This is a genomic window from Halomonas sp. M1 (assembly GCF_029581375.1).
In the GTDB taxonomy this organism is placed as follows: domain Bacteria; phylum Pseudomonadota; class Gammaproteobacteria; order Pseudomonadales; family Halomonadaceae; genus Vreelandella.
On sequence record NZ_CP121119.1, the window covers coordinates 2,170,696 to 2,195,773 of the forward strand.

36 protein-coding genes and 1 other RNA gene are annotated in these 25,078 nt (G+C 57.4%); 31 read left to right on the forward strand and 6 right to left on the reverse strand.

Annotation, left to right across the window (positions count from 1 at the left end; translation table 11 throughout):
* The first annotated feature begins 615 nt into the window (after window positions 1-615).
* Complete coding sequence (locus P8S54_RS09855; protein ID WP_281441606.1) at window positions 616-2,184, forward strand: ATP-binding protein; 1,569 nt, start codon at window positions 616-618, stop codon at window positions 2,182-2,184.
* Between the two features lie 1,017 nt (window positions 2,185-3,201).
* On the opposite strand, the gene P8S54_RS09860 is transcribed toward P8S54_RS09855, so the two are convergent.
* The 3 genes from P8S54_RS09860 to P8S54_RS09870 form a co-directional block, all read right to left on the reverse strand.
* Window positions 3,202-3,561, reverse strand: coding sequence for a hypothetical protein (locus P8S54_RS09860; RefSeq protein WP_009098475.1), 360 nt, complete (start codon window positions 3,559-3,561; stop codon window positions 3,202-3,204).
* Window positions 3,562-3,586: 25 nt separating this feature from the next.
* Window positions 3,587-4,045: a hypothetical protein gene (locus P8S54_RS09865; RefSeq protein WP_281441607.1), complete on the reverse strand. Its 459-nt coding sequence runs from the start codon at window positions 4,043-4,045 to the stop codon at window positions 3,587-3,589.
* A 101-nt stretch (window positions 4,046-4,146) separates the two neighbouring features.
* Entirely contained in the window at window positions 4,147-4,452 is a 306-nt protein-coding gene (locus tag P8S54_RS09870) for a monooxygenase (protein WP_281441608.1), read from the reverse strand.
* Between the two features lie 405 nt (window positions 4,453-4,857).
* On the opposite strand from P8S54_RS09870, the gene fabI reads away from it, so the two are divergent.
* Window positions 4,858-5,652: an enoyl-ACP reductase FabI gene (gene fabI, locus P8S54_RS09875; RefSeq protein WP_281441609.1), complete on the forward strand. Its 795-nt coding sequence runs from the start codon at window positions 4,858-4,860 to the stop codon at window positions 5,650-5,652.
* Window positions 5,653-5,898: 246 nt separating this feature from the next.
* Here fabI and P8S54_RS09880 read toward each other — a convergent pair whose 3' ends face one another.
* A complete protein-coding gene (locus P8S54_RS09880) occupies window positions 5,899-6,603 on the reverse strand; it encodes a helix-turn-helix transcriptional regulator (protein WP_281441610.1) in 705 nt (234 codons plus the stop codon).
* A gap of 152 nt (window positions 6,604-6,755) precedes the next feature.
* On the opposite strand from P8S54_RS09880, the gene P8S54_RS09885 reads away from it, so the two are divergent.
* The 3 genes from P8S54_RS09885 to P8S54_RS09895 are packed head-to-tail and all read left to right on the forward strand — an operon-like array spanning window position 6,756 to window position 7,902.
* Window positions 6,756-7,094, forward strand: coding sequence for a helix-turn-helix domain-containing protein (locus tag P8S54_RS09885; protein ID WP_281441611.1), 339 nt, complete (start codon window positions 6,756-6,758; stop codon window positions 7,092-7,094).
* Window positions 7,095-7,096: 2 nt separating this feature from the next.
* Window positions 7,097-7,534 (forward strand): hypothetical protein, encoded by a 438-nt coding sequence (locus tag P8S54_RS09890; RefSeq protein ID WP_281441612.1) that lies wholly within the window; start codon window positions 7,097-7,099, stop codon window positions 7,532-7,534.
* Window positions 7,531-7,902, forward strand: a complete 372-nt coding sequence (locus tag P8S54_RS09895; protein ID WP_281441613.1) for a hypothetical protein — start codon at window positions 7,531-7,533, stop codon at window positions 7,900-7,902. The genes P8S54_RS09890 and P8S54_RS09895 overlap by 4 nt, the downstream gene beginning before the upstream one ends.
* On the opposite strand, the gene P8S54_RS09900 is transcribed toward P8S54_RS09895, so the two are convergent.
* Window positions 7,872-8,057 (reverse strand): hypothetical protein, encoded by a 186-nt coding sequence (locus tag P8S54_RS09900; protein WP_281441614.1) that lies wholly within the window; start codon window positions 8,055-8,057, stop codon window positions 7,872-7,874. The genes P8S54_RS09895 and P8S54_RS09900 overlap by 31 nt on opposite strands.
* An 89-nt stretch (window positions 8,058-8,146) precedes the next feature.
* On the opposite strand from P8S54_RS09900, the gene P8S54_RS09905 reads away from it, so the two are divergent.
* The 26 genes from P8S54_RS09905 (at window position 8,147) to P8S54_RS10030 (ending at window position 24,313) form a co-directional block, all read left to right on the forward strand.
* Complete coding sequence (locus P8S54_RS09905; protein ID WP_281441615.1) at window positions 8,147-10,204, forward strand: DNA-binding protein; 2,058 nt, start codon at window positions 8,147-8,149, stop codon at window positions 10,202-10,204.
* 39 nt (window positions 10,205-10,243) lie between these two features.
* The gene (locus P8S54_RS09910) at window positions 10,244-10,963 is read left to right on the forward strand and encodes an ATP-binding protein (protein ID WP_281441616.1); all 720 of its coding nucleotides are present in this window, start codon (window positions 10,244-10,246) and stop codon (window positions 10,961-10,963) included.
* 3 nt (window positions 10,964-10,966) lie between these two features.
* Window positions 10,967-11,602 carry a hypothetical protein gene (locus tag P8S54_RS09915; protein WP_281441617.1) on the forward strand — a complete coding sequence of 212 codons (636 nt, stop codon included), beginning with the start codon at window positions 10,967-10,969 and terminating at the stop codon, window positions 11,600-11,602.
* Window positions 11,603-11,619: 17 nt separating this feature from the next.
* Window positions 11,620-11,976, forward strand: a complete 357-nt coding sequence (locus P8S54_RS09920) for a hypothetical protein (protein ID WP_281441618.1) — start codon at window positions 11,620-11,622, stop codon at window positions 11,974-11,976.
* Window positions 11,973-12,608 carry a hypothetical protein gene (locus tag P8S54_RS09925; protein WP_281441619.1) on the forward strand — a complete coding sequence of 212 codons (636 nt, stop codon included), beginning with the start codon at window positions 11,973-11,975 and terminating at the stop codon, window positions 12,606-12,608. Before P8S54_RS09920 ends, P8S54_RS09925 begins: the two co-directional genes overlap by 4 nt.
* Entirely contained in the window at window positions 12,605-13,009 is a 405-nt protein-coding gene (locus P8S54_RS09930) for a hypothetical protein (RefSeq protein WP_281441620.1), read from the forward strand. Before P8S54_RS09925 ends, P8S54_RS09930 begins: the two co-directional genes overlap by 4 nt.
* Before the next feature lie 2 nt (window positions 13,010-13,011).
* Complete coding sequence (locus P8S54_RS09935) at window positions 13,012-13,644, forward strand: DUF3164 family protein (RefSeq protein ID WP_281441621.1); 633 nt, start codon at window positions 13,012-13,014, stop codon at window positions 13,642-13,644.
* 2 nt (window positions 13,645-13,646) lie between these two features.
* Window positions 13,647-13,805: a hypothetical protein gene (locus tag P8S54_RS09940; protein WP_281441622.1), complete on the forward strand. Its 159-nt coding sequence runs from the start codon at window positions 13,647-13,649 to the stop codon at window positions 13,803-13,805.
* Window positions 13,802-14,044, forward strand: coding sequence for a hypothetical protein (locus tag P8S54_RS09945; RefSeq protein WP_281441623.1), 243 nt, complete (start codon window positions 13,802-13,804; stop codon window positions 14,042-14,044). Before P8S54_RS09940 ends, P8S54_RS09945 begins: the two co-directional genes overlap by 4 nt.
* Complete coding sequence (locus P8S54_RS09950; protein ID WP_189463239.1) at window positions 14,041-14,277, forward strand: hypothetical protein; 237 nt, start codon at window positions 14,041-14,043, stop codon at window positions 14,275-14,277. Before P8S54_RS09945 ends, P8S54_RS09950 begins: the two co-directional genes overlap by 4 nt.
* Window positions 14,274-14,489, forward strand: coding sequence for a hypothetical protein (locus P8S54_RS09955; RefSeq protein ID WP_281441624.1), 216 nt, complete (start codon window positions 14,274-14,276; stop codon window positions 14,487-14,489). The genes P8S54_RS09950 and P8S54_RS09955 overlap by 4 nt, the downstream gene beginning before the upstream one ends.
* Window positions 14,488-14,557, forward strand: an RNA gene (locus tag P8S54_RS09960) — hammerhead ribozyme type II. Before P8S54_RS09955 ends, P8S54_RS09960 begins: the two co-directional genes overlap by 2 nt.
* An 8-nt stretch (window positions 14,558-14,565) precedes the next feature.
* A complete protein-coding gene (locus P8S54_RS09965) occupies window positions 14,566-15,267 on the forward strand; it encodes a DUF2786 domain-containing protein (RefSeq protein ID WP_281441625.1) in 702 nt (233 codons plus the stop codon).
* On the forward strand, window positions 15,264-15,686 hold the full coding sequence (locus P8S54_RS09970) for a regulatory protein GemA (protein WP_281441626.1): 423 nt from the start codon (window positions 15,264-15,266) through the stop codon (window positions 15,684-15,686). The genes P8S54_RS09965 and P8S54_RS09970 overlap by 4 nt, the downstream gene beginning before the upstream one ends.
* On the forward strand, window positions 15,673-16,086 hold the full coding sequence (locus P8S54_RS09975; protein ID WP_281441627.1) for a Mor transcription activator family protein: 414 nt from the start codon (window positions 15,673-15,675) through the stop codon (window positions 16,084-16,086). Before P8S54_RS09970 ends, P8S54_RS09975 begins: the two co-directional genes overlap by 14 nt.
* Before the next feature lie 14 nt (window positions 16,087-16,100).
* The gene (locus P8S54_RS09980; RefSeq protein ID WP_281441628.1) at window positions 16,101-16,442 is read left to right on the forward strand and encodes a hypothetical protein; all 342 of its coding nucleotides are present in this window, start codon (window positions 16,101-16,103) and stop codon (window positions 16,440-16,442) included.
* 143 nt (window positions 16,443-16,585) lie between these two features.
* Window positions 16,586-16,948 carry a D-Ala-D-Ala carboxypeptidase family metallohydrolase gene (locus P8S54_RS09985; protein ID WP_281441629.1) on the forward strand — a complete coding sequence of 121 codons (363 nt, stop codon included), beginning with the start codon at window positions 16,586-16,588 and terminating at the stop codon, window positions 16,946-16,948.
* A 3-nt stretch (window positions 16,949-16,951) separates the two neighbouring features.
* Entirely contained in the window at window positions 16,952-17,512 is a 561-nt protein-coding gene (locus tag P8S54_RS09990) for a 3TM-type holin (protein WP_281441630.1), read from the forward strand.
* Between the two features lie 20 nt (window positions 17,513-17,532).
* Window positions 17,533-17,880, forward strand: a complete 348-nt coding sequence (locus tag P8S54_RS09995; RefSeq protein ID WP_189463216.1) for a DUF2730 family protein — start codon at window positions 17,533-17,535, stop codon at window positions 17,878-17,880.
* Window positions 17,877-18,182, forward strand: coding sequence for a hypothetical protein (locus P8S54_RS10000; RefSeq protein WP_189463215.1), 306 nt, complete (start codon window positions 17,877-17,879; stop codon window positions 18,180-18,182). The genes P8S54_RS09995 and P8S54_RS10000 overlap by 4 nt, the downstream gene beginning before the upstream one ends.
* A 3-nt stretch (window positions 18,183-18,185) precedes the next feature.
* Entirely contained in the window at window positions 18,186-18,734 is a 549-nt protein-coding gene (locus P8S54_RS10005) for a DUF3486 family protein (protein WP_281441631.1), read from the forward strand.
* Between the two features lie 97 nt (window positions 18,735-18,831).
* On the forward strand, window positions 18,832-20,340 hold the full coding sequence (locus P8S54_RS10010; RefSeq protein WP_281441632.1) for a terminase family protein: 1,509 nt from the start codon (window positions 18,832-18,834) through the stop codon (window positions 20,338-20,340).
* Window positions 20,334-21,941 carry a DUF935 domain-containing protein gene (locus P8S54_RS10015; protein ID WP_281441633.1) on the forward strand — a complete coding sequence of 536 codons (1,608 nt, stop codon included), beginning with the start codon at window positions 20,334-20,336 and terminating at the stop codon, window positions 21,939-21,941. The genes P8S54_RS10010 and P8S54_RS10015 overlap by 7 nt, the downstream gene beginning before the upstream one ends.
* Window positions 21,931-23,085 carry a phage minor head protein gene (locus tag P8S54_RS10020; RefSeq protein WP_281441634.1) on the forward strand — a complete coding sequence of 385 codons (1,155 nt, stop codon included), beginning with the start codon at window positions 21,931-21,933 and terminating at the stop codon, window positions 23,083-23,085. Before P8S54_RS10015 ends, P8S54_RS10020 begins: the two co-directional genes overlap by 11 nt.
* A gap of 132 nt (window positions 23,086-23,217) precedes the next feature.
* On the forward strand, window positions 23,218-23,658 hold the full coding sequence (locus tag P8S54_RS10025; RefSeq protein WP_281441635.1) for a phage virion morphogenesis protein: 441 nt from the start codon (window positions 23,218-23,220) through the stop codon (window positions 23,656-23,658).
* A gap of 193 nt (window positions 23,659-23,851) precedes the next feature.
* Window positions 23,852-24,313 (forward strand): DUF488 domain-containing protein, encoded by a 462-nt coding sequence (locus tag P8S54_RS10030; RefSeq protein ID WP_281441636.1) that lies wholly within the window; start codon window positions 23,852-23,854, stop codon window positions 24,311-24,313.
* Here P8S54_RS10030 and P8S54_RS10035 read toward each other — a convergent pair.
* A complete protein-coding gene (locus P8S54_RS10035; RefSeq protein WP_281441637.1) occupies window positions 24,285-24,998 on the reverse strand; it encodes a hypothetical protein in 714 nt (237 codons plus the stop codon). The two genes, P8S54_RS10030 and P8S54_RS10035, sit on opposite strands and share 29 nt — an antisense overlap.
* Window positions 24,999-25,078: the final 80 nt, after the last annotated feature.

Genomic DNA, 25,078 nt, shown 5'->3' on the forward strand with positions numbered 1-25,078 from the left:
ACATTACACCCCAAGGGCCCCAACGGCTTGAAAACACCGCTAAGCCGCCACAAATAAATGCACCAACCGTGAAAAGTAGAAGTCCCGACTCCAAAGTTTCCTCCTAAATGGCCTAACAGTATGTCTCATCGTTCACTTTTGGCCGATAGCAGCCAATACCGGCATAAAAAAAAGGGCCTGCGATTTCTCGCAGGCCCTTTTCGTTAATTTTGGCGCGCCCGGTAGGAATTGAACCTACGACCTTCGGCTTCGGAGGCCGGTTTTAGTAGCGTGCTTTTACTTTCCCTTCATTGCAATAAGCCAAATAAATATCATTAAAAAAAAAAGCTTAAACAAAAATACAACGGGAAATATTTCTTCGCCATCACACCAATTAACGCCACTATGTGGCTTTTATGGTCACAGTATTGGCACGTACCGTGACCTTTGCACGTCCTGGTTTTTACCAAATTTGACCTTTGGCCAACGCGAAACATGTGCTCTCTTTAATCATTTGGCACGCGTAAAATGCGAGCCGTGCCGATGCAAAAAACTCGGCATCATACGCGCAACCTACCCTGATCGCCAACATGCTAAACTGCCCAGTGATTGATCGGTTCAGCCTTGGAGGCCAGCATGCCATCTGCCCATCGTCGTAAGTTGCCTATCGGTATTCAAACCTTTTCGGATATTCGAGAAGGCGGCTATTACTACGTCGATAAAACGCCGTTTATTGAAAAGCTGGCGAACCAAAATAAGTACTATTTTCTCTCCCGCCCGCGCCGTTTTGGCAAAAGCCTGCTATTGGATACCCTGGGCTGCCTGTTTGAGGGCCGCGAATCACTATTTGAAGGGCTATATATTCACGATAAGTGGGACTGGCAGCAGCGCCACCCAGTGGTGCGCTTAAGCTTTGGCAGCGGTGTGATGCAGAATCGCCAAGAGCTGGATGTGCGTATCCGCGACCAGTTGCGCACCGAGCGCGAGCGCCTGGGGCTAACGCTCACCTACGATACTGATATTGCCGGCGAGTTTGAGCAGCTTATTCGCCAAGCACACTCACACTACGGCCAGCGCGTCGTGGTACTGATCGACGAGTACGATAAACCTATCCTGGACAATATTCTCGATGGCGATAGGGCACGTGAACTGCGTGAGGGGCTAAAAAACCTGTATAGCGTGCTGAAAGATGCTGACCCCCACCTGCACTTTGTGCTGCTCACCGGCGTGTCCAAGTTCAGCAAAGTCAGCCTGTTTTCAGGGCTAAACAACCTGCGCGACATCACCCTCTCTTCCGACTATGCCGCCATTTGCGGCTACACCGACCACGATGTGGATACGGTGTTTGCGCCAGAGCTACCTGGGCTTGACCGTGACGAAATCCGTCGCTGGTACAACGGCTACCGCTGGGGTGGGCAAGACGTTCCCAGCGTTTATAATCCGTTCGATGTGTTGTTATTGCTAGAAGAGCGGACATTCAGCCCTTACTGGTTTGAAAGCGCCACCCCTACATTTTTAATTGACCTGTTGAAGAAACGCGGGGTATTTACGCCGCAACTCGACACGCTTCAAGCCAAAGCGCAGCTATTAGGACGCTTCGATGTGGATGACATCGCCACCGAAGCACTGCTGTTCCAGACGGGTTATATCACCATCAAAGACGTACAAGAGCCCATGATCGGCTATCGGATTTACTCGCTCAGTTTTCCCAACCGAGAAGTAGAAAGTAGCCTAAACGAATTTCTACTGCCTGTGTTGGGCATCCAGCACAGCGAAGCCCAGATCTATCAACTAGCACTGTTTAACGTGCTGCTGGAACATGATCTAGCGGGATTAGAAAACCACCTTAAAGCGCTTTATGCCGGTTTACCCCACGACTGGTACCGCAACAACCCTATCGCCCAATATGAAGGCCATTATGCGAGCGTCTTTTACAGCCACTTCGCCGCACTGGGTATGAATGTGACAGTAGAAGACGCCAGCCACCACGGCAAAGTGGATATGAGCGTCGATTTTAACGGCCACATCTACCTCTTTGAGTTCAAAGTGGTGGAACAGCTGCCCGAGGGTAAAGCGCTAGAGCAAATCAAAGCCAAGGGTTACGCCGATAAACACCGTGCCAGCGGCAAGCCCATTCATTTGGTGGGCGTGGAGTTCTCAAGTGTTCAGCGGCAGATCGTAGCGTTTGAGGTGGAGACGCTGTAGCACGCTGCTACTTATTTATAGTCCCTTGCTTAAGCGCAACGAAAGAACTGGCCAAGAGGGCCGGCCGGTTAACAAAATCTCAATAGCCGCATCTTAAGCTTGTCTCCAAATGCTGCCTTTCCTGTACCTGAGCCGGGGCCATATATAGCAGGGCATATTTATTGCTCCATGCAGCTATCAAGCGATAAAAACGCACTGCCTGATCTTAATCTCGAAGCGCGTTGTCACCGTTTGTATATCAGTCTCAGGCTATTCTGGTTGATCATGCCTATCACGGCCGCACGCTTAGACTACCCTGCCATCACGGCTTCATCTTGATCGATTTCACACCCATAGTCATTTATCCGATCCTATGGGTATGAAGATCGTGCATAGAGAGGCGTTTTAGTAAATAACAGATCACTGGCTTCTTGATCGAAACCGAAGCGCAACTGCCTAACAAGGAGATATGCCGTCGGTACGGCTTATCAGGTTCTCACGTGGCCAGTTCAATCCTTCCCTGTACCCGCGCCAAAATTTTTGCATTAGCGTGTGCGCGGAGGACGATATCGGAGCGGCCTGTCTTTTAAGCCAGACTGGCTCGCAGGCGATGAAGCTCGGGGAGGTACCAGCGCTCGCCACTCGTCCGAACTATTGCGAAAGCCTGACGTAAAGCGTTCATTCCTGCGACGGAATAGCCCATTCTCCCCGCAACCTCTGCGGCGAGTCCGTGGCAAAAGGGTAGAGTGATCTTGACGCCCATTGCATTGAAGGCCGAGAGACCCTCCTCAACCTAATCGACCAACGCAACCCGCTGCGCGTCCGCCATTCGCTGGTCAGCCAGCTACGCACCCTGGTACTGCAGCGTGCGAAGGGCTGGATCAATCTCAACGATGCCGACATCCCCGGATTGAGAGCGAAAACAATTCAGCATCGCCCACATGTGGGCGATGCTTTAAACAAGGTGTGGTAAACGGTCAATCTTTCACTACTGCGGCAATGCCTAGCGGAGCTCTTGCTTGCTAATGGATTAAATCATCACCCTCCCCTGATAACCGACAATAGATCCGCGTAGGCTTGTTCTGATTTTTCTATTTCTTTATGGGCACCGTCAATCGCACGATCGACATCATTGTTGGCCTTATTAAGATCCCTCTGGATGGTCTTTTCGATTCGCAGCTGACCCGAAAAATCGCCGTCCGCTAAGGCCTTGTAAGCGGCTTTCGATTCATCGCGAAGGCGACTCGCCAGCTCCCTGGCCCTGGCCTCTTCTGCGCGCTTACGCTCCACCTTTTTAACTGACGATGAAAGCCTTTGGGCGGCTGACAGGATGCTTTTGTAGTTTGCCAATGCCTGGGGCAGGCTAATCACACCGTTACTTGAGACACTGTTTTGCATGCTTCACTCCGATGCCGTTTAACACTCAGTAGGATGGAGTGATGATACTGAGTAGTTCCCTATAAGCGTCCTGTGACTTTTCTGTTTCATCGCTGGCGCTCTCTACGGCCTTATCGAGTCGCTTGAGTGCTTTTAGCAAATCCTTCTGCACGTCTTCGAAGGAGCGTGCCTCCGGTGTTTCACGCTTTGCCAGCCGAGCATCGAAAGCCTCACTTGCTTCTTTTTGAAGCGCTCTTGCGCTTTTTTCGGCTTCCTCTTCCTCCTGACGGTTTTTCTCCAGCTTCTTTGCCGCTGAAGCCAGTAATTTCGCGGCCTCTAGGATATCGTCCACCCGAGGGATAACTTCCTCCAAAGAGGCAGCGGGATACTCAGCCTGATCGACAGGCGGCTGAAGCGGGGCGACATTATCCTTGTGCGCTGCGCGAGCAGTGTGAATGTCTTCGCTGGCGCTGCGACCAGCATTCTCAGCATGCAAGTGATTCATGTACATTCCTGTGTTGATCTCGCTCTGTATAAGAGCTTAAAAAGTAGTCTCACCACCATCACACACGCTTCCTCAGCTGTTTAGTGATCGTCTAGATTTGCTTAGCGGAGGGGGCCGCTGTTGATGCTCGATAGCGCTTGGTTAACGGTGAATATTTGTGCTTCGATCTCACTGACCCCCATATCTTTTAAGCGAGCAGTATGCTTTTCACGATATGCGATGGCATTTTCGCGGGTTTGAAACAGATACACGCCTCCTGCTTGGTTACTTTCCTCATCTTCAGTCCAAATTTTCCAAATTAACCCCGGCTCTTCGTTGATAGAGTGTGCAAGGGTTGCCATCATTTTTTCCATTTCATCCCCGAACGGCCCATTAAAGGGAAAATAAACCTGCAACACTGTTGGCATGTTAACTCCATATATTGATTCTATTTAGATCGGGTCGGAGGGGAGCTAGTCCCTGTCCACCCACTCCACTAGGCATACGGCATCGTACCTCGATGTACGCTTTTCCCCCACTTCAGGCCACCAGCGTTTTAAGAAACCTCTAATTGGCTTTCAACCGCGATCGCTTGGCAATGATGGTCGAGCGCGAGATTGACCGACTGACCTGATGGGCTTGCTTATCAGCTAGATAGGTCAGCCGTTGGTGGTCTCCGCGACAAAAACCCGGCGATACGGCAAGGTTTTGTTCAACAGCGTTACCACATTCTCTAAACCACACATTTCCTGCTGGCTCGCGCTTCTGTCACCATATCGCTACATTCAATGTTTAGTTTGCTGCTATGCAGCGCAGATCAAGGCCTATATCTGATGATGCTCGATTCTCCTTTCTCCCTACACAACAAGGTCGCTTTGGTATCAGGACTTGCCAACCGCGACAGCATTGCCTTTGGCTGTGCGCAAGCACTTAACCAGGCAGGCGCACGGGTCATCGTCACCTATATGCCCGGCGCTGAGCGCTTTGTCCTTCCATTGGCAGACGAGCTGGGCAACGCTGAGCTAATGCCCTGTGACGTACAGGATGACGCTCAGCTCACTCGCCTGTTTACGCATATTGCTGACCGGTACGGCGGCGTAGATGTGGTGGTTCACTCTATTGCCTACGCCCCCATTGAGGACCTGCGTGGACGTCTTGTTGATGCTTCACGGCAAGGTTTTTTATTAGCGATGGATATTTCATGCCACTCGTTTTTACGCATGGCGCGTTTGGCGGAGCCGCTTATGTCTGAAGGCGGCACGCTGATCAACATGTCTTATCTGGGTGCTGAGCGCGTTGTGCAAAATTACGCGCTGATGGGGCCGGTGAAAGCAGCTTTAGAGTCAATGACACGATATATGGCAGCCGAACTAGGCCCTCAAGGCCTTCGCGTGCATGCCGTATCGCCAGGGCCTATCCGTACTCGTGCAGCTTCTGGATTAAAAGACTTCGACACCCTTGCCGATGCCAGTGAACATCGCGCTCCACTTCGTCGGTTAGCCACGATTCGAGATGTTGGCAATACGGTTGTCTACCTGGCATCACCAGCGGGAGCTGCTACAACGGGCGGCGTGCACTACATCGATGCGGGTGACAACATCATGTATATCGGGTCGGAGGGGGACTAGCCCCCTCCGACCTGTGGGTTAGCAGGATATATGGCACAGCGGCCCCATGTGGGAAGTAATCCAATAACATCCAACAACCTGGGATGAAACGGCGAGATTTAGGAGCTTAAATTCAAATAGTTACGTGCAGCGAGTGATTATACAGCGCCAGCAGATCAGGCACCATTTGTGCCAAATACCCCACAAATACAAAAACGCCGTTTCCTAACCGAAGCGGCGTTTTTTTGCGCATGAATTGGCACTGCCTTACAACCACCCAGCAGACCAAACAGCGCGCCCTACAATCTCCAGTTCATGCAAGCGGTCACGCGGCACCGTCACCTTATCGTAGGCACTATTGGCGCTGATTACGCTCACGCCATCAAAGTTGCGCTGTAGGCGCTTGGCGTATAGATGTCCATCCAGCCGCAGAATATAAATACCCTCGCCCTCAATCGTTGTCCTGGTGTGATCGATCAGCACCGTATCGCCGCTGTGGAGCACCGGCTCCATCGAGTCCCCATCAATGCGAATGGCGGATAGATGCTCTGGCGTAAGCCCTTGTTTTCGCAATGAATAGCGGGTGAAGGAAATGTGTGTCAGAACACGGCAGTTCTCGTTCCAGGCACCCGCCCCAGCGCTGCACTGCGCGTCATATAGCGGCACAAACGCATAGTCATCCATCCCCTGTACTTCAGGCGATGGACTCTTCTCCTCGCCAAAAGCCAGCCACTCGGCATCAACCTTTGAGGCTTCGGCGATTTGCATTAGCCGATCCAGGGTCGGGTAAGTCGTCCCCGACAGATAACTACGCAATGTAGCTTCAGAGAGACCGCAGTCCTTAGAAAATCCTCGCAGACTATTTGATCCCATCGCGGATTTAAGGCGTTTCTTGAAGCATCCGATTCCTTGACTGGGAATCGGATGCTCTTCGCGTTTCTCGTGGTTAGCATCCGATTCTATGTAAGACATTGATTTTCCTTAAAAAGCTGTAAAATAAACGCACCACCCAAGGAAAATACAATCGGATGCGATTATTTCCTCTTGATGTGCGTTTTTATTCACGCTATGTTTACTAACAAGTGAGGGTTAGACAGCCAGAAAAAACGCCACGGAGTGACGCTATGAAACTGGACATACCTACCCACCCAGCCGCCCGCTGGGAGTGGATCAAATATCAGATACGGATGCGCGGTTTAACGCTTGCTGAGCTGGCTCGCCGCCTGGACGTCGAGCTTGGCACGCTTGCTGCTGTGAAGCGCACGCCCTATCCGCGTATGGAAAGAGCGATTGCCAAGGCACTCGACCTGCAGCCCGCCATGATCTGGCCAGAGCGCTGGAACCACGATGGCACGCCCAACCGCCAGCGCCCCAACCGCGCCGAAAAGAGCGCATCAATATCAAGTATGCATGATAGCGGCTCTAACGTTAGAGCGCATCGTCAAATGGCGGCGGGGGCGTAACCATGAAGCGCGTCAAAGACACCCAAACGCTAGACATCTTTGAGGTACCTGTCCCCGTGACGCCCACACCGGGCAGCGGCAACTATGCCGCCCAAGTGAGTGAGCTGGTGGGCGTGGTGCTGAAAGACTGCCCCGTTGACCGCTATGAAGTGGCCGCGCAGATGAGCCGCTACTCCGGTGACGACGTCTCCAAACACATGCTGGATGCCTGGAGTTCACCCGCACGCACCGATCACAACATTCCTTTCTATCGCATACCGCTTTTGGAAGAAGTGTGCCAAAGCCACGCCTTTACCGATTGGCTCGTGCATTTGCGCGGTGGCCGGGTGGCGTATGGGCGTGAGGCTTTGGCAGCCGAGTACGGGAAGCTCTCGCGTGTGCAAGAGCGTGTGAATGCGGATCTACGTCGCCTGAAGAAGCTAATGGGAGAAGAGCAATGAGCCAACACGATAACCCAACTGCCTGGTGGCACTCCGACAAGCCTGCCCGCCACATTCTGCGCCATGAAGATGGCAGCGAAACGGAGCTTAGCGAAAGTGACCTGGATGCCATGATGCGCCGCTGGGATCAGGCCGTTCGTGAGCAGGGTAAAAAATCCGTGATTGATGAAGAGCACAAGCTACGAGTTCAAGTTGCTGAGGCGGCAATGGGGGGCATTAAGGCTGCCGTGCTAAGCGGTGAGCTTCCAGAGGAGATCCATGATTTCGTCGTGTTGGAAGCACTTTTGCTAACCATGCAAATGGTAGGCGGCCCACAAGCGACCGCCACCGTTCTCCGTTACTCCTTCGATATTTTCGCGGTTAAGTGATCATGGATTTTATCGAACATATCCAGCGGGTCCGCCGAGTTGGTAAGGCCGCGAGCAATCCTAAAAGCCTGAGCGCTACCTTTGCTGTCTTGAAGCAACGCAACCGTCAACTGCATCGAGAGCTTGGCAAGTTCAATCTGGGTTTCTTCTTTCATGGGCGTTCCTCTAAGGGTGGTTTGGGTTTGGGTCGCACCTCTCAATCTACCGCAGAGTGCAACGCCCGCCTATTCCAGCGGGGGCGTGTATGAACTGGTACTCCGCCAAAGAGTTGGCTGGGCTACCAGGCATGCCCGGCACTGAACGCAACGTGCGCGAACATGCCAAGCGCCACGGCTGGGAAGGTCAGCGCCGCATCGGCAGCAAGGCAGTGGAATACGCCTTCGCCGTACTCCCCAAAGAAACCCAGAACGCCCTGCTGTTGGCACAGGCGGATAACGCCGCGCCCACGCCTGCTAGCACCGTAGTGCCGCCGCCAGAAGAGCAGCGCCCAGGCCAGCAGCAACTCACCGATGCACAGCGCCAAGTGATGACCGCCCGCGTGGCTTTCGTCCGCGAGATCGAGCGCATGAGCAAACAGGTCAGCCAGCAGCGCGCTATCGAAACGTTAGTCGCTCACGCCCAAGCCGACGATCTAACGCCTTACCTCAAACAGCGGGTAGTGCTGGCCAACGACCGTAAAACGGATACCCGCACCCTCAGCGAGCGTACCCTCAAGCGCTGGATCGCTGACTTCCGCAAGTACGGCGAACGCGGCCTCGTCCCCAAACGCCGCAAGGCCGATATGAGCATGCCGCCGTGGGCCGGTGACTTTCTCAAGCGCTACCAGAAGCCGCAAAAGCCCAGCGTAGAAGCGGCCTATCAGTTGCTCGTCGAGCAGACCGAGTCGCCGCACCCTTCTATCCACCAGGTGCGCCGCTGGCTTGCCAAGCTGTCACCGGAAGCGCGTGAGCGTGGCCGCATGGGTGCGCATGAGCTGAAAGCCCTCCAGCCCTTCAAGCGCCGCACCAGCGACGCGCTACTGCCCAACGATGTATGGGTAGCGGATGGCCACACCTTCGATGCCGAAGTAATTAACCCGCTCACCGGCCAAGCCTTCCGGCCCGAGATCACGCTTATCATCGATTGGGGCACCCGCCGCATCGTCGGCTTTGCCCTCAACCTTGCCGAATCCACCGTGGCCACGCTGGATGCCCTGCGCGATGCCGTGAGCCGTGTGGGCATGTTCAACCTGTTCTATGTCGATAACGGTTCAGGCTTTGACAACGCCACTGTTTACGAAGTGGTCGACCGCCTGGGTGGCAGCATTACCCACTCACTGCCCTACAACTCCCAGGCACGCGGCGTCATTGAACGCGCCCACCAAACCATCCTGGTGAAACTGGCTAAAGAGATGCCCAGCTTTATTGGCGCAGATATGGATAAAGAAGCCGCCACCAAAGCCCACAAGTTAAGCCGCCGCGATATTAAACAAGGGTTAAAGCCCGCGTTTATTCCCACGTTTCAAGAGTTCTTCGAGCGCTTGAACGACGCCCTGGATGTTTATAACCACCGGCCCCACAAAGGGCTGCCCAAAGTGCGCGACTTAGACAGCGGCAAGCTACGCCACCAAAGCCCCATGGAAGCCTGGAAAAGTGCCGAGGCCGAAGGCTTCGAAGCGCTCACCGCACCCAGTGATGTGGTCGCCTCGCTTATGCGCCCGCAAGAAGTGCGCAAAACCAACCGTGGCGAAGTGCGTATCAACGGCGGCGTCTACTTCATGGATGCCCTGCGCGACTTCCACGGCGACGAGATCCGCGTGGCCTGGGATTACCGCGACACCGGCTGCGTCGGCATCTTCACCCTGGACGGTGAATACCTCGGCGATGCCCAGCTAGATGGCAACGCCACCCCCGCGATGCCCGCCAGCATGATCGAACGCGCCGCCGAAAAACGCGAAAAAGGCCAGCTCAACCGCCTGGTACAGAAAGCCAAGGTGGTCACTGGGGGCGATGTGGAAATCAAAACGATTACCCCCGCCGCCCGCCAATCAGACGAAAAGCAGGCCGCTCAAGGCCGCGCCTACGCCAAGCAACTGGCCGATCAAGGCACACGCTTTCAGATACCCCACAACAAGATGGAGCGCTATCGGCTCTGGAAGAAGCTGGATGGACAACTACAGCAAGGAGAAGAAGTACCCGAAGCCGCCCGCGAATGGCACGAGCGTTACCAGCACCACAGTGATTTAAAAGCCATCGCCAAAGTGATGGATACCGAAATGGATGCAGGTGGGCGGCAACCCACCCGCACCCGGCGGGCCGTCTGAACCACGGCCCATGACACCCGCAGCAATTAAGGAACTGATATGAGCGTCAACACCATTGTACCACTCACCAACGTTGGCCTACTGGCCGCCGCTGTCGAAAGCGCCGCCAACCGCCCACCAGAACTACCCGGCTTAGTGGTCATGTACGGCCCCAGCGGCTACGGCAAAAGCCTGGCAGCCGCCTATGCCGCCAACATGCACCGCGCTTACTACGTCGAGTGCCGCGAAAGCTGGACGAAAAAAGCGTTCGTGGTCGCCATCCTGCGCGAGATGGGCATCATCCCCATGAAGACACTGAGCGAAATGGTCGACCAGATCGCCGAGCAGCTCTCCCGCTCTGGCCGCCCGCTGATTATTGATGACGTTCAGTACGTCATCGACAAAGCCGCCGCCAACGTCCTCACCGACATCTATAACGCCAGCCAAGGCACACTGATTCTGATCGGTGAAGAGCGCGTGCCTGCCTCCATGGCCCGCCTAGAACGCCTGCATAACCGCGTCCTGGAATGGGTGCCCGCCCAAGCCGCCAGCCTGGACGACGTGTGTGCCCTGGCCGCCAAGAGCTACCCCGATATCACCATCGAAGACGACCTGCTGGACGCCATCAACAACCGTGTTAAAGGCTGCCTGCGCCGTGTGGCGGTGAACCTCTACCAGATCCACTCCGAAGCCACCGCCCAGGGCTGGAAAACGGTAGGCCTACGCGAGTGGAGCGAGCAAGACATCCACACCGGCCAACCACCGGCGCGGAGGGGCTGAGCCATGGCGACGCGTAAAGTGCAATCGGCCTTGGCTGGGGATGTCCCCCCACGCCAGCGAATTTGGGACGCCATCCGTCACCAGCATTTAGACGATGGCATCATCACCATGCAGGGCATTCGCATTGCCCTCAAGCATCAGAAACCACGCTTGAGCGAGAGCCGCATCAGCGACTATCTCCGTGCCTTGATTGCAGGCGGCTTCTTGGTGCGCAGCAACCCCGATGCGCCACTGGCCACCAGCGCCATTTACAGACTGGAGCGCGATGTGGGCGTTGAAGCGCCGCGCGTGCGCCGTAATGGCACCCTGCCGCCTCCCCCAGGGCGCGAGCAGCTCTGGCGCACGCTCAAAATCATCGGTGTATTTACTGGCCAGCAACTGGCCGATGCCGCCAGCACCCCACAGGTGCCGGTCGCCAAAGCCACCGCTGATGAGTACATCAAGATGCTCTCTCGGGCCGGATACCTGCAAACCGTGGTGGAACCCTCCCCCGGCGTGCCAGGGCGCTACCGCCTGGTGCCCAGCCACTGGACAGGCCCCATGGCCCCCATGATTCGGCGCACCAAAGAACTCTACGACCCCAACACTGGCGCCGTGGTGTACCGCCGCGTCACCAAAACCGAAGGGGGCGAGCCATGATTCGCCGCACCCGCGCCGTGGATATCTCGAACTGGGGCGAAGCGCCGCCCCGCTGGATCACCCTGCTCGCCAACGAAGTGCGCGCCACCAATCGCAAGATGGCCGGTGATCGCATCGGCGTCTCGCGCAGCGCGGTATCCCTGGCACTGGCCAACCGCTACCCCAGCCCCTCCACCAGCAGCATCGAAAAGAAGGTGCTACAGGCGCTGGATGGCCTGAACTGCCCCGCGCAGGAACGCACCATCAGCGTGGAACAGTGCCGCGAGTACCGCTCGCGCCCAGCGCCCACCCACAACCCCATGGCCATGCGCCTATGGCGCAGCTGCCAAACCTGCCCGAACAACCCCGACCGCCAGCAGGGAGAAGACCAATGACCCTCAAAGCCACCTGCCCCGAATGCGGCATGAGCGGCGACATGGCCGCGTTCGTCACCCAAGGCGAACACAACCAGGCGCTGGCCGCCGCGCTGGAAATGCCCGCATTACTGAGCAGCCGCATCGTGCGCTACCTCGGCCTGTTCCGGCCCAAATCACGGGCATTGGCCAGCGCCAAAAGCGCCCGCCTGCTGGGCGAGCTGAAGGACGTCATCACCAGCGGCGTGATCGAGCGTAAAGGCATTACCCGTGAAGCACCGCTAAAGGTGTGGATGACTGCGCTTGACCAGTTGCTTGAACGCCCGCCCAGCAACCTGCCGCTCACCGGCCACGGCTACCTCTATGAAGTGGTGGCCAACTGCGCCGACCGCCACGCCGCCGAGGTGGAAAAACAGCGTGAGGAGCAAGTTCGTAGCGGTGCCAAACAGCCTGCAAACCGCGCTGCCGTTGCGCCCCTGCGCGAGCGCACCACCGATGACGTACTTGCCGAGCATGAGCGGTTAGCCCAACGCAAAGCGCACGTTACCCACCAGCGCCCGCCACAACACGACAAAGCCGCTGAAAGAGCCAACGCCCCAAAGCGCCTGAGCGACCTACTGAAAGGGGCAGCCAGCCAGGGAGAACAGCCATGAGAACGTACAGCGATGCCCACATCGAGCATTACGCCGACCGCTTCATTGCCCTGCGCATCGCCCGCCATGGGGTAGATCTCGCGCAGTACCTGATTAACCCCACGCAGTTTGAGCGCCTGGCATTAGAGCCAGAGCCGTTGCTGCCCAAGCAGCAAATGGCCGTGCTGCGCATCTGGCAGCGCTGGGACACCGGCTTAGCCGAGCAAGCAGCGGTGCCAGAAGCCCCCAAAGAAAAGCCGTTCGAGCTGCCCGGTGAATACGCCGTGTGGGAGGAGTTCCTGCTGGGTATCGGCAACAACAAAGCCATACGCCAACGCAACGGTGCCTATGTCGAGCCGATGCACCACCACCGCCACAACCCCCGTAACCGCAGCGCCAACTTTGCCCGTAAAGGAGCCTGATCATGAGCATCGCCACCCCTGAGACTCAACAAGTACCCGAAGGCTTCCGCATGGACGCCAAGGGCCGCCTGATTCCCGAAGCCCAGATCAAAGAGATCGATCAGATCCGCGATGAACTGGTGCTCTCCATCGTCGACCGCGCCACCGAGCTGCGCGACCAGCTACGCGACTTCAAAGCCGATGTGTTTAGCGAGATCGCCGCGCTCATCGAAACGTCCGCCCAGGAGTACGACGTTCAGATCGGCGGCAAGAAAGGCAACGTGCAGCTCGTTTCCTTCTGTGGTCGCTACAAGGTACTGCGCGCCATCTCCGAGACCATCACCTTTGATGAGCGCTTACAGGCTGCCAAGGGCTTGATTGAAGACTGCCTGCGCGACTGGACGACAGACGCCCGCCCCGAGGTGGCCACCATCGTGCAAGACGCCTTCCGCGTCGACACAGCAGGCAACATCCGCACCGGCCAAGTGCTAGGCCTGCGTCGCCTGAACATTCAGGACAAGCGCTGGCTGAAAGCCATGGACGCCATCAGTGACGCCGTGCAGGTAACAGGCTCCAAGAGCTACATCCGCATCTATGAGCGCGTCGGTAGCACCGACCAATACCAGCCCATCAGCCTAGATATCGCGGGGGTTTAACCATGCCCAGCAAATGCACCTACTTCTACCAACTCCAGGAGCGCGGCATCAGTGCCGCGCAAGCCAAGCAGTGGCTCAAGCAGAACCCGCCACCGCGTAAGTGGAAGCACTCAGCATGGCGCTGGGCCGCTGAGAACATGACCGACGAGGTGACCCCATGAGCAACGTTTTGAATGCCTCCTCCATCCGCGTTAGCCCCGCCATCGGCGGCTTTGTCGCGACCCTGCGCGGCAAGCGTGCCACGGCAGCCACTCACCGTGATGCAGCGCTGACGGTAGCGCGCCAGGTGTACGGCCCAAAAGTGAACGTGGTGAGCGACTACCTGCGCGACTCCGACCCGATGGCGGGCATCCAGTACCGCTACCACATCACCCACCGCGCCAACCGAGGTGCCGCATGAACCACGCACTCAAACACGGCGACCGCGTGAGCTACACCCGCACGGTGCGCCGGGGCAACAGCATCAGCATCTCAGCGCGTAAAGGAATGCTGGTCAGCATCAAGGGCGACGTAGCGTTCATCCGCGCCAGTAATGGGCGGTTGATCCACGTCAACGCCAACAGCGTGCGGCCTGCCAGCCAGCCCAACGCCCTCACCGAATCCATCAAGGCCATGCAGGAAGGTGCCCAATGAGCGAGCCAACCAAAACCAGCACCCAAGCCATGATCACGATTGAGCCTAATGGCAGTGGCGGTTTCACGGTATACGCCGGATTCAATGGCGATAAACCCGAGACGCCACAGATGAAAAAAGCCGGCGATTTAGCCCTGCTGGGAATGCTGGCCATCGCCAAAGCGCTGGAGCTGCAAGACGCCCACGCGGCCACCCAAACAACCCTCCACTAAGCGAAACGTCCTGCCAATGGCGGGGCGTCTGCTGGGCGTGGTAGCCCGGCACTGATGAGCAGCCAAGGGGAGAGAAATGGACAGCAAAGCGTTAGACAAAATCAAGAAGTGCTTGCGGCTAGCAAAGTCGAGCAATGCCAATGAAGCCGCCGCCGCATTGCGCCAAGCGAAAAAGCTAATGGCCATTCACGGCGTTACTACCGACGATGTGGCGATCAGTGACGTTGAGAGCCATACCACCAAAGCAGGCGCAGGAAAGACGCCCCCCAACCATGTTGCCTTACTGGCCAACATGGTCGCCGGGGCGTTTGGTGCTGAGGTCGTTTACTGCCCGCTGTTTGATGGTGAGCGCTGGACGGGGCGCGTCGAGTTTTATGGCGTGGGTGGAGCTGCCGAGGTGGCTGGATACGCCTTTGAGGTGCTAGGTCGACAGCTCAAGCGCGACCGAGCAGCCTTCTTGGCCACCCTCAATAAGCGCCTAAAGCGAGCCACAAAAGTGCGCCGAGGCGACCTATACGCAAGCGCATGGGTTGATGAGGTTTCCCGCCAAGTGGTGCCACACAAGCGCAGCGAGGCCGAAGAAAACACCATTGAAGCCTACAAGACGAAACGGTGGGAAGAGCCATTGGAGACTGTTCAGGCTCGCGATAACACCAAGGGAATGCGCAGCCATGACCACAGTGCCATTCACCAGGGCTATCAGGACGGCAAGAAAGTCAGCTTCCACCAAGGCGTGAACGGTAGCCGCCACGCCCAGATCGGTGAGGTAGCGTCATGATCAGCAAAGGCAAGCTGGCCCAAATCCACATCGCCAAGGCCCAGCTGGGCCTGACCGATGAAGACTATCGCGCTATCCTCGCCCGCACGGCGGGCGTGAGCAGTGCCAAAGAACTCACCAACCGCACCGTTGGCGGCGTGATGCACGAGTTTCGCCGCCTCGGTTTTGAACCTAAACCCGCCAAAAAAGCGGGCCGGAACGCGCCGCGTCCGCCGCGCTCACGCCAGAACGTGATGAGCAAGATCGAAGCCATGCTCACCCATGCAAAACGCCCATGGGCCTACGCCGACAGCATGGCCAAGCGGATGTTCGACGTTGAGCGCGTGGACTGGTTGGACGATGACCAGCTGCACCGCCTGATGACCGGGCTCATCATCGATGCCAAGCGGCAAGGACGGTACCCCAATGACCTCAAATGACGATAACCTCGATTTTGGGTTCGATGAGATCCCCAAAGATGCCCTGGAGCGCCTGCCGGACCCGGAGCTGGCCCGCCACTGGCCTCAGTCGCTGGTCGACATGCTGCAAGTGATCGAGGCGGAATACGTCGAGATAGGTCTGGCCCCGCGCATCGCTCAACGCCTGGCGTTTTCCACCCTAAGAATTCTGGCGTATTACCACGGCGGGCAGGTATTCTATTTAGCCAAAGGCGACCAGCTCGACCGAGCGCTGCGCGACCACCAAATATGGTGCGAGTTTAACGGCAGCAACCACGCCGAGCTGGCACGGCGCTACGATAAGAACGTGATCCAGATCTACAAGATCCTGGCCGAGCAGCGGGCACTGCACAGAAACCGCATTCAGCCTGGGCTGTTTTAAGCGAGGGAAACACCATGAAAGCACTTGCAGGAGTCGCACTGGCGTTAGTGGCAACGCTAGCAACAGCACAAGATAAGCCAGTGACGTTCAGTGAGTATTCAGCAGCAACACAAGCAGCCTTCACTCACTCTCAACGCTGCAAAGCCGAGATCACGGTGCGTGGTGTGGGTGAGCGCTGCGAACAGTTTTTTGAATACCTTGACCGATACCAAGGCATTACTGAAGCATTCCAAGCTAGGATGGAAAGCGAAGGTGTTGGTGCCTTTGATGGTGCCAGTACCCCAAGCATTGGCGGCCATGAGTACTACGAAGAACGCCTCACGACCAACATCCACTACATTACCGAGATGATGTAGTAGCAGCATAATCGCCCTCCCAACAAACCCGCCTCGGCGGGTTGTTTTCTTTAATTCCCGCTAATCCCGACGCCTCACCCCGCCACCCTATCCTGAACCTCACTGCTCTGTGCTCCGCTCACCTGCAATGAGGCTCTCTCGCCATGCCCCGTGACGACATCTCTACCCATTTCCGACGCCGTGAATTCGCCTGCAAATGCGGCTGCGGGTTCGATACGGTAGACCTTGAAACCCTGACACTGCTGCAAGACATTCGTCTTCACTTCAATGCCCCCGTCATCATCAACAGTGGGTGCCGTTGTGCAGCCTACAACCGCCGGGTAGGCGGTGCCGCCGCCAGCCAGCATGTGTTTGGCCGCGCCGCCGATATCCGCGTGCAAGGCATCGACCCCGCCGTGGTAGCCACCTACGTGGAAACCCAGCACCCCACGGCCAGCGTGGGCCGCTACAACACCTTCACCCACGTAGACACACGCACAAGCGGCCCTGCCCGCTGGGGCGAGTGAACCATGCAATGGCGAGAACTAGCCACCACCGTGGGCGGTATGGCACCGCTGATCGGCAGCGCCCTCGGCGGCCCTGCTGGGGCTGCGGTGGGCACCCTTGCTGCAAAAGCCTTAGGCGTAAACGCCACCCCCGACGCCGTCGCCCAGGCGCTCGGCGACCCAGACGCCGCCATCAAGCTCCAGCAACTCGAAAACGACCACCAGCAAACCCTCACCCGCATGGTGCTAGAAGCCGAAAGCGTGCGCCTTGGCGAGGTAAACAAAACCATGCGGGCCGAAGCGGCGAGCAACGACGCCTATGTACGCCGTTGGCGGCCTACCTTTGGCTATCTCACTGCGCTTGCCTGGGTCATCCAGTGCGTGGCCATTGCCTGGTCGATTGTGGCCACGCCTGAGCAAGCGGGGGTCGTGGCACAAGCGGTGACCGCACTGACACCTATGTGGGGCATTGCCTTAGCCATGCTGGGAGTTAACGCCACCTGCCGAAGCCGCGACAAACAAGTGGCCGCAGGCCAGCAGCCGAGCGGCTTTATGGATGCCGTTGTAAAGCGCGTTGGCCGCTAACCAACCAATAAGGGAACATCATGGAGTTCATAAACTGGGCAGCCGCCAAGCTGCTATTCGATGTGCTGCAAGCCCTCTTTATGGGCGTCATGGCCGCGTACGTGTACTGGCTCAATAAGCACCGCGCCAGCCAGAGCGCCATCAAGGAAACCCATACGCGTATTGATGGCGTGGAGAAAAAGGTGGTGAACCTGGAGCACAAGATGGAACGCCTGCCGAATCACGAAGACCTGAACAAGCTGCAAGAGCAAATGGCGCGTACCAACGTGCTATTAGCTGAAATTAACGCCAGCCAGAAAGCGACATCGGTGCAGGTCAACCGCATGAATGACTATCTGATGAACCAGCCGCGAGGGGGTCACTCATGAACCAGAGCTTTCAAGACTTCGAAACCGAAGGCCGCCGCCTAGGCATCCTGCGGATTCTGTCGCGCCGCAGCCAGTTCACGACCAACGAATACAGCCTGAACGATGAGCTGAAAGGTGCCTACGCCCACCACATCAGCCGCGACAAGCTACATGGCGATATTGCCTGGCTGGAAGAACAAGGCCTGGTAATTGCCCAGCAGCCCCGCGCTGGCTGGATCGTGACCCTCACCTCTCGCGGTGCCGACTGTGCCGAAGGCCTCGCCAATGTACCCGGCGTCGCCAAACCGCGACCGGGAGCGTAACCCATGCCGCCCCGTAACAAGGTGTTCGACCTTCCCCAAGAGGTGCGCGAAGAACTCAACGAGAAGCTCGTCAGCAGTGGCTTTCAGGGCTACGAAGCGTTAGCCGGGTGGCTCAGCGAGCGCGGTTATAACGTTTCCAAGTCCAGCGTTCACCGCTATGGCCAGGATCTCCAGGAGGAGTTCGAAGAAGCCATGGGCGACGTGCGTAAAACCACCGAGCTTGCCCGCGCCATGGCCAGCGATGGCGAAGACGAAAGCGGCCACCTGATCGACGCCACCGCCCGCATCGTGCAAGACCAGCTGCTGCGTATCTCTATCGCCATGCGCAAAGCCGAAGAAGACCCCGCCAAAGCCGCCAAGCAGCTCGGCAGCGTGACCAAAGCGCTGGCCGATATTGGGCGCGTATCACTCAGCCAGAAGAAATGGGCGAAAGAGCTGCGCGTGGAAGTGGCCAAAGAAGCTGCCGCCAAGGCCGAGACCAGTATGGCCAGCCAGGGCATGAGCCGCGAAGCCATCGACGCCATCAAGCGCGACATACTGGGGATTGCCTAATGGACGAACTCACCATTGCACAGGCCATAGTCGATGCTGCCGATAGCCTCGGCTGGGCCATTGTCATCGCAGCCTTCATTCGGGGGCTCTTGAACAAATGAGCGCACTGCCTCAATCCGTCCTGCTGCCCTACCAAAAGGCGTGGATCGAAGACGACTCCGACCTCAAGATTGCCGAGAAGAGCCGCCGTACCGGCTTGACCTGGGGCGAAGCCGCCGATGCTGTGCTGTCGGCTAGCAGTGCCAAAGCTGCGGGGGGCACCAACCACTTCTATGTGGGCAGCAACAAAGACATGGCCATCGAGTTTATCGATGCCTGCGCCATGTGGGCCAAAGCGTTCAATCGCGCTGCCTCGCACATCCAGGAAGAGCTGTACCAGGATGAGGATAAAGACATCCTCACCTTCAATATCCACTTCTCCAGTGGCTACAAGATCCAAGCGCTCAGCTCCCGCCCCAGCAACATGCGTGGCCGCCAGGGTAACGTCACGATTGACGAAGCCGCCTTCCACGACCAGCTGGCCGAAGTGCTCAAGGCCGCGCTAGCCCTCACCATGTGGGGCGCAAAGGTGCGTCTGATCAGCACCCACAACGGCGTCGAGAACCTGTTCAATGAGTTGATCCAGGACAGCCGTGCAGGCAAGAAGCGCTACAGCGTTCACCGCATCACCCTGGATAACGCCTGCGAGCAAGGTCTCTATAAGCGCATTTGCCAAGTGCGCGGCAAGCCTTGGAGCCAGAAAGCCGAAGACGAGTGGAAGGCCAACCTGCTCAAGGACACCGCCACGCGGGAAGACGCCCTGGAGGAATACTACTGCGTACCCAAGGCAGGCGGCGGCGCTTACCTGTCCCGCGCCATGATCGAATCGCGCATGGTCGATGCGCCGGTAATTCGCTTTGAAGGCAGTGCCGAGTTCAACGCGGTACCGGAGCACTACCGCGCACTGGAAATAGACGCCTGGTGCCAAGAGCACCTGCTGCCGCTGTTGGATAAGCTCGACCCCAAGCTAGCCCACTGCTTTGGTGAAGACTTTGGCCGCAGCGGCGACTTAACCGTGATTGCCCCCATGGCCATCACTCAGCAGCTCGTGCGCCAGGTGCCATTCCTGGTTGAACTGCGCAACGTGCCGTTCAAGCAGCAAGAGCAAGTGCTGTTCTTCATCGTGGACCGCCTGCCGCGACTGCAAGGCGGCGCGCTGGACGGTCGCGGTAATGGTCAGTACCTGGCAGAGCAAGCCGCCGAGCGTTACGGCAGCATTGTAGAAGTGATCATGCTTTCCCAAAGCTGGTACCTCAACAATATGCCCCCGTTCAAAGCCGCGTTTGAAGACGAGCTCATCACGCTGCCCCGCGACAGCCAAGTGGTCGACGACCTGCGCGCCCTGCAAGTGATCAAGGGCGTGCCTAAGCTGCCCGACGCCAAAACCGGCGACAGCAAAGACCGCCACGGCGATGCCGCTATCGCCTTAGCACTCGCGCACTACGCCAGCCTGATGGATGTGGTACCCATTGAATTCACCCCCGCGCCCCTGCCTGGCGCCCGCCAGGACGACGACAGCGACGACATTGAACCCAGCGGCTTTGGAATAGGAGGCGGCGCATGGTAAGCCCCACCGCGAAGTATCGGCGCAACCTGGTCAAAGCCAACGCGCCCGCACTAAAAGAGCAGCAAACCAACGACGCCCGCATTGGCCAGCTCAAGCGCGAATTTGCCGAGCACCCCACTAAAGGCCTCACGCCTGCGCGCCTGTACCAGATCCTTGAAGCGGCTGAGCAAGGCGACCTCAAGGCGCAAAGCGAGCTGTTCGACGACATGGAGGAGAAAGACCCGCAGATCGGCGCGGATCTGGGCAAGCGTCGGCAGCTCGCTGCTGAGCTGGAGTGGCAGATCGTGCCGCCGGACGGTGCCAACGCCCAGGAAAAGAAAGCCGCCGAGCACGCGGCTGAAGTGTTCTCAGGGTTTGAAGTCGAGGATCTCATTCTGGATCTCGGTACCGGCATCGGCCACGGCTGGGCCAACCTTGAGCTTTCGTGGCAGCGCGACGGCGCACTGCGCTACATCGAGCAGCCCACGCTGCGCCCCCATAGCTGGTTCAGGCTCCACCCGGATGACCAGAACTGCATCACCCTACGGGACAACAGCGCCACCGGTGCCGAGCTATGGCCGCTGGGCTGGGTGCAACACCGTCACCGCGCCAAGAGCGGCTATGTCGCCCGCATGGGCCTGCACCGCATGCTGGCATGGCCCTATCTGTTCCAGAACTACGCCCTGGGGGATCTCGCCCAACTGCTGGAAATCTACGGCCTACCTGCCCGCATCGGTAAGTACCCACGCAACGCCACTGAGCGAGAGAAAGCGACCCTCTTGCGTGCCGTGGTCACGCTGGGTCAGAACGCGGCAGGCATCATCCCCGAAGGCATGGGCATCGAGTTCATGGAAGCCGCAGGCAAGGGAGCGTCTGCCGACCTCTACACCGCAATGATGAACTGGTGCGAACGCGCCAAAGCCAAGGCCATCCTGGGCGGCACACTCACCAGCGGTACCGGTGAGGGCACGAACACCAACGCACTCGGCAATGTGCACGAACGCGCACAGATGAGCCTGATCCGCTCAGATGCTCGCCAGTACGCAGGCAGCATCCGTAATGCAATCCTGTGGCCCATGGCCGCGCTCAACTACGGCATTGATAAGCCCCAGCGTGCTCCTCGGTTCTATCTGGACACCGGCGAAACCGAAGACCTCGAACGCCTCTCAAAGAGCCTGCCGACCATTGTGGACATGGGCGTAAAAGTGCCCATGTGGTGGTTCCATGAGAAAAGCGGCATCCCGAAAGCAGCCAAAGACGAAGAGGTGCTGATGCCAAAGGCGGCACAAAACCCGTTTGGGGCCCTACGCCTGCCAGCATCTAAACCACCGCTGGCAGCACTGCGCCAGGCACCCACGCAACCGGGCCAGCCCAGCTACTACCGCGATGCCACCCTCGACCAGCTCGACGACCAGGCGCAGCCAATCGTTGATGGCTGGGTCAACCAGGTGCAGCAGCTCGTTGAACAAGCAGAGAGCTTCGAGCAACTGCAAGAGCTGATCGCCACGGCCTTTGATGACCTGGATGAAACCGAGTTGGCCAACGTGATGGCCACCGCGTTTGAAGCGGCCAACCTGGCAGGCCGTGCCGTGGTCGATGAGGAAACCGGCGATGCCGATTAGCGCGCAGTTCAACCGCCCGTTCCCGGAGCAGGTCACGTTCTTCCGTAACAAGTTGAACTTACCCACGACCCGTAGCGGCCAGATCACACGCGACCAAAACGACGCGGCCTTTGTGGTGGCCGGTGCCACAAAGGCCGACCTACTGGCGGATCTGCGCAGCGCGGTGAACGATGCCATCAGCAACGGCCAAAGCCTAGGCGAGTTCCGAAAGCAGTTTGAGGAGATCGTTGCTAAACGCGGGTGGACCGGCTGGACAGGCGAAGGCAGCAAAGCAGGCCGCGCCTGGCGTACCCGGCTTATCTATAAGACCAACCTCGATACATCCTATGCTGCTGGCCGCTGGCAGCAGATGACCGACCCCGACGTCGTGCGCCTGCGCCCCTACTGGCGCTACATCCACAACACGATTGAGAACCCTCGGCAGCAGCACCAGCGCTGGAATAACTTGGTGCTAAGGGCCGATGACCCCTGGTGGCAAGCGCACTACCCACCCAACGGCTTTGGCTGCAACTGCGGTGTGGAAACCCTGAACGAACGCGGCCTGCGCCGCCTAGGTAAAGAAGGACCAGACACCGCGCCTAACGACGGCACCTATGAGCGTGTCGATAACACCACCGGCGAAGTCGTCACAGTGCCTAATGGCATCCAACCAGGGTGGGACTACGCCCCAGGGCAAACCGCTACCGAGCGTGCGATCGCGGCCCGCCTGAACCGGCTGGATAGTGTAGAAGCCACCATTGCCAGGCAGAACGTGGCCGACCTGGTGCAGGCACCGCTGTTCAGTCGCTTCTTCAATGGCGAGATCCAGGGGGAATATCCAGTGGCGGTAGTGCCGCCACTGGAACGTCAAGTATTGGGCGCCGAGTCGCCCGTAGTGCTGCTCTCACAGCAGAGCTTGCGCACCCACCGCGAACGCCACCCCGAGATCGGCCTGGAGGACTATCGCCGCGTACAGCAGCTCCTGGACGATGGCCAGGTGTACCAACTACCCGACCAACCGGGTCGCTTGATCTATCTGGTAATCGAAGGCGTGACCTATCGCGCCGCACTCAAGCGCACGCAGGATGGTAAGAAGAGTTATTTCCTGACGCTGTTCAAGAGCCGCACGGATCAACCGCCGCCGGATGCAGAACGCTTGAGATAAGAAAGGGGGTAACACAGAGGTGACGCCTGCCGCATGGGAGGCACCCATGCTAGCCCTCATCAACGCTCGTTCGATGAGCGAAGGGGTCGGTAGCCATACCGAGGACAGGCACTAACAGTATAGGAGAGAACCATGATCACCATCAACGCCAACACCGACGCCATCGAACGCGCCATCACCGACCTGATCAGCAAAGGCGACGACCTCACCGCGCCGATGAAGAGCATCGGTGAAGAGATGATCAACCGCACCCAGCAACGCTTCCGCGATAAAGAAGCGCCGGACGGCACGCCCTGGGCACCGAACGCCCCTTCTACTGAAAAGCGCAAAGGCCATGACCGTGTACTCGAAGGCGAAAGCAAGCAGCTCGCCAAGCAGTTCAGCTACAGCGCCAGCAGCGAAGGCGTCGAATGGGGCAGCCTAATGGTCTACGCCGCGATGCAGAACTACGGTGGCGCAAAAGCTGACTTCCCCCACTTATGGGGCGACATCCCCAGCCGTGAATTTATCGGCCTCAACGATGACGACGAAGACGAGGTGTTGGGCATCCTCGCCGACCATTTCAGCCTCTGACCCCGAACCGCCAGAAACGCCCTGTCAGCGCCGCAAGGCGCTACCCCGCTACGCTGGCCCAGATTTTCTGCGCAAGGGGCGTTAGACCCGCGTTAGATTTTGATTATGCCCAGTGTGAAAGGGTTTCATTGGACGTAGAGGGTCTGAGCATGGAAGATAATGCAATATATTGCACTGATTTTGAGGTAGCACGATGGCGTTATTTACAGCAGGATACGAAGGATTGGACATAGATAGCTTTCTGGCAGGCCTTCGGCATGCTGGCGTCGAGAAGGTCGTTGACGTGCGTCAACTGCCGGTATCGCGCAAGAAAGGGTTTTCCAAAACCTCTTTCGCTGAGCAGCTCAGGGCATCTGGGATTGAGTACGAGCATGTGAAGGCTTTGGGTTGCCCAAAATCCATCCGTGACCAATACAAAAAAGATGGAGACTGGGCTAACTATACCAAGCACTTTCGTGCCTATATTGCGACTCAAACCGAGACTGTGCGTGATGTGGCCAGCGAGGCCTCCGAAATTAACGCCTGCCTCATTTGCTTTGAAGCAGACGTCATGTACTGCCACCGCAGGTTTGTCGCCGAAGCAAGCAAACAGATCAAGCCAGAGTTACAAGTGAAGCATTTAGCAATCAAAAAAGAGATTGCTGCGGCTGTCTAGGTGGGTATATCAAGCTAATAATCAGCCATTGGTCAGGAAACCGGTGCATATTTCCCATAAGAAACATCAGATCCTTACTTGGTAAATCCTCCAGCAACTTATGCTGAAACGGCCCTTTCCAATCATTGGGGCCGTGACTTTTGACTAGATTTCGGTACAGCGCACCAATCTCCCAATCAACAATCTTATGCTTGAAAGGGACGGGACCTGAAGGAGTGAGACACTCATAATGGTAATGAAAATCTACTGGAATTTTCTCTAGTATCTCTATTTCATCTTGCTCACCATCGAGGAGAGACAGCTGCACGCTCACCAGCTTTGCTCTTTCCTCGTCGGTCCAGTCCTTGTTCTTATGCTCATTGAGTGACAGGTCATTTATTTTATGTACGCGAACCAGCCCTAGAGAAGTGCCTTTATCTTCATGTGATTTTTGCAAGTCAACAGGTGAGTCAAACACAGGCAGTTGATTTAGGTAGTGCCTTCTGTTACCCCAATTACCCTCTGATGGGACCTTATTACCTAGCTGTATGGAGCCAACTTTAAGCTTGTGACTTTCTGGCCTGTGATCATCACGGCTTTTTTCAATTTTTGCCGATATCCACTGCCACTTGGAGAACTGCTGATCTCCACTAATTAACCGGAACGGAACCGGGAAAAGGCGGATCAAGGTTCCATCCTCATTCATCCCTGCTACACATGAGGTTTCTCTGTATCTTGCGCTGGGGCTTGGATACGTTTTGCAGAGTATGAGTATGTTGGCTTCCC

Bases quoted from the DNA above. Each gene is read 5' to 3' on its own strand.
- P8S54_RS09945 (WP_281441623.1), top strand. From the start codon at position 13,802: ATGAGCAACGTTTTGAATGCCTCCTCCATCCGCGTTAGCCCCGCCATC.
- P8S54_RS10035 (WP_281441637.1), bottom strand. From the start codon at position 24,998: ATGAATGAGGATGGAACCTTGATCCGCCTTTTCCCGGTTCCGTTCCGG.
- P8S54_RS10000 (WP_189463215.1), top strand. From the start codon at position 17,877: ATGAACCAGAGCTTTCAAGACTTCGAAACCGAAGGCCGCCGCCTAGGC.
- P8S54_RS09930 (WP_281441620.1), top strand. From the start codon at position 12,605: ATGAGAACGTACAGCGATGCCCACATCGAGCATTACGCCGACCGCTTC.
- P8S54_RS09915 (WP_281441617.1), top strand. From the start codon at position 10,967: ATGGCGACGCGTAAAGTGCAATCGGCCTTGGCTGGGGATGTCCCCCCA.
- P8S54_RS09970 (WP_281441626.1), top strand. From the start codon at position 15,264: ATGATCAGCAAAGGCAAGCTGGCCCAAATCCACATCGCCAAGGCCCAG.
- P8S54_RS09880 (WP_281441610.1), bottom strand. From the start codon at position 6,603: ATGTCTTACATAGAATCGGATGCTAACCACGAGAAACGCGAAGAGCAT.
- P8S54_RS09885 (WP_281441611.1), top strand. From the start codon at position 6,756: ATGAAACTGGACATACCTACCCACCCAGCCGCCCGCTGGGAGTGGATC.
- P8S54_RS09935 (WP_281441621.1), top strand. From the start codon at position 13,012: ATGAGCATCGCCACCCCTGAGACTCAACAAGTACCCGAAGGCTTCCGC.
- P8S54_RS09975 (WP_281441627.1), top strand. From the start codon at position 15,673: ATGACCTCAAATGACGATAACCTCGATTTTGGGTTCGATGAGATCCCC.
- fabI (WP_281441609.1), top strand. From the start codon at position 4,858: ATGATGCTCGATTCTCCTTTCTCCCTACACAACAAGGTCGCTTTGGTA.
- P8S54_RS09965 (WP_281441625.1), top strand. From the start codon at position 14,566: ATGGACAGCAAAGCGTTAGACAAAATCAAGAAGTGCTTGCGGCTAGCA.
- P8S54_RS10005 (WP_281441631.1), top strand. From the start codon at position 18,186: ATGCCGCCCCGTAACAAGGTGTTCGACCTTCCCCAAGAGGTGCGCGAA.
- P8S54_RS09860 (WP_009098475.1), bottom strand. From the start codon at position 3,561: ATGCAAAACAGTGTCTCAAGTAACGGTGTGATTAGCCTGCCCCAGGCA.
- P8S54_RS10010 (WP_281441632.1), top strand. From the start codon at position 18,832: ATGAGCGCACTGCCTCAATCCGTCCTGCTGCCCTACCAAAAGGCGTGG.
- P8S54_RS09910 (WP_281441616.1), top strand. From the start codon at position 10,244: ATGAGCGTCAACACCATTGTACCACTCACCAACGTTGGCCTACTGGCC.
- P8S54_RS09905 (WP_281441615.1), top strand. From the start codon at position 8,147: ATGAACTGGTACTCCGCCAAAGAGTTGGCTGGGCTACCAGGCATGCCC.
- P8S54_RS09900 (WP_281441614.1), bottom strand. From the start codon at position 8,057: ATGAAAGAAGAAACCCAGATTGAACTTGCCAAGCTCTCGATGCAGTTG.
- P8S54_RS09955 (WP_281441624.1), top strand. From the start codon at position 14,274: ATGAGCGAGCCAACCAAAACCAGCACCCAAGCCATGATCACGATTGAG.
- P8S54_RS10025 (WP_281441635.1), top strand. From the start codon at position 23,218: ATGATCACCATCAACGCCAACACCGACGCCATCGAACGCGCCATCACC.
- P8S54_RS09855 (WP_281441606.1), top strand. From the start codon at position 616: ATGCCATCTGCCCATCGTCGTAAGTTGCCTATCGGTATTCAAACCTTT.
- P8S54_RS09925 (WP_281441619.1), top strand. From the start codon at position 11,973: ATGACCCTCAAAGCCACCTGCCCCGAATGCGGCATGAGCGGCGACATG.
- P8S54_RS10030 (WP_281441636.1), top strand. From the start codon at position 23,852: ATGGCGTTATTTACAGCAGGATACGAAGGATTGGACATAGATAGCTTT.
- P8S54_RS10015 (WP_281441633.1), top strand. From the start codon at position 20,334: ATGGTAAGCCCCACCGCGAAGTATCGGCGCAACCTGGTCAAAGCCAAC.
- P8S54_RS09890 (WP_281441612.1), top strand. From the start codon at position 7,097: ATGAAGCGCGTCAAAGACACCCAAACGCTAGACATCTTTGAGGTACCT.
- P8S54_RS09985 (WP_281441629.1), top strand. From the start codon at position 16,586: ATGCCCCGTGACGACATCTCTACCCATTTCCGACGCCGTGAATTCGCC.
- P8S54_RS09950 (WP_189463239.1), top strand. From the start codon at position 14,041: ATGAACCACGCACTCAAACACGGCGACCGCGTGAGCTACACCCGCACG.
- P8S54_RS10020 (WP_281441634.1), top strand. From the start codon at position 21,931: ATGCCGATTAGCGCGCAGTTCAACCGCCCGTTCCCGGAGCAGGTCACG.
- P8S54_RS09980 (WP_281441628.1), top strand. From the start codon at position 16,101: ATGAAAGCACTTGCAGGAGTCGCACTGGCGTTAGTGGCAACGCTAGCA.
- P8S54_RS09895 (WP_281441613.1), top strand. From the start codon at position 7,531: ATGAGCCAACACGATAACCCAACTGCCTGGTGGCACTCCGACAAGCCT.
- P8S54_RS09995 (WP_189463216.1), top strand. From the start codon at position 17,533: ATGGAGTTCATAAACTGGGCAGCCGCCAAGCTGCTATTCGATGTGCTG.
- P8S54_RS09870 (WP_281441608.1), bottom strand. From the start codon at position 4,452: ATGCCAACAGTGTTGCAGGTTTATTTTCCCTTTAATGGGCCGTTCGGG.
- P8S54_RS09990 (WP_281441630.1), top strand. From the start codon at position 16,952: ATGCAATGGCGAGAACTAGCCACCACCGTGGGCGGTATGGCACCGCTG.
- P8S54_RS09865 (WP_281441607.1), bottom strand. From the start codon at position 4,045: ATGAATCACTTGCATGCTGAGAATGCTGGTCGCAGCGCCAGCGAAGAC.
- P8S54_RS09940 (WP_281441622.1), top strand. From the start codon at position 13,647: ATGCCCAGCAAATGCACCTACTTCTACCAACTCCAGGAGCGCGGCATC.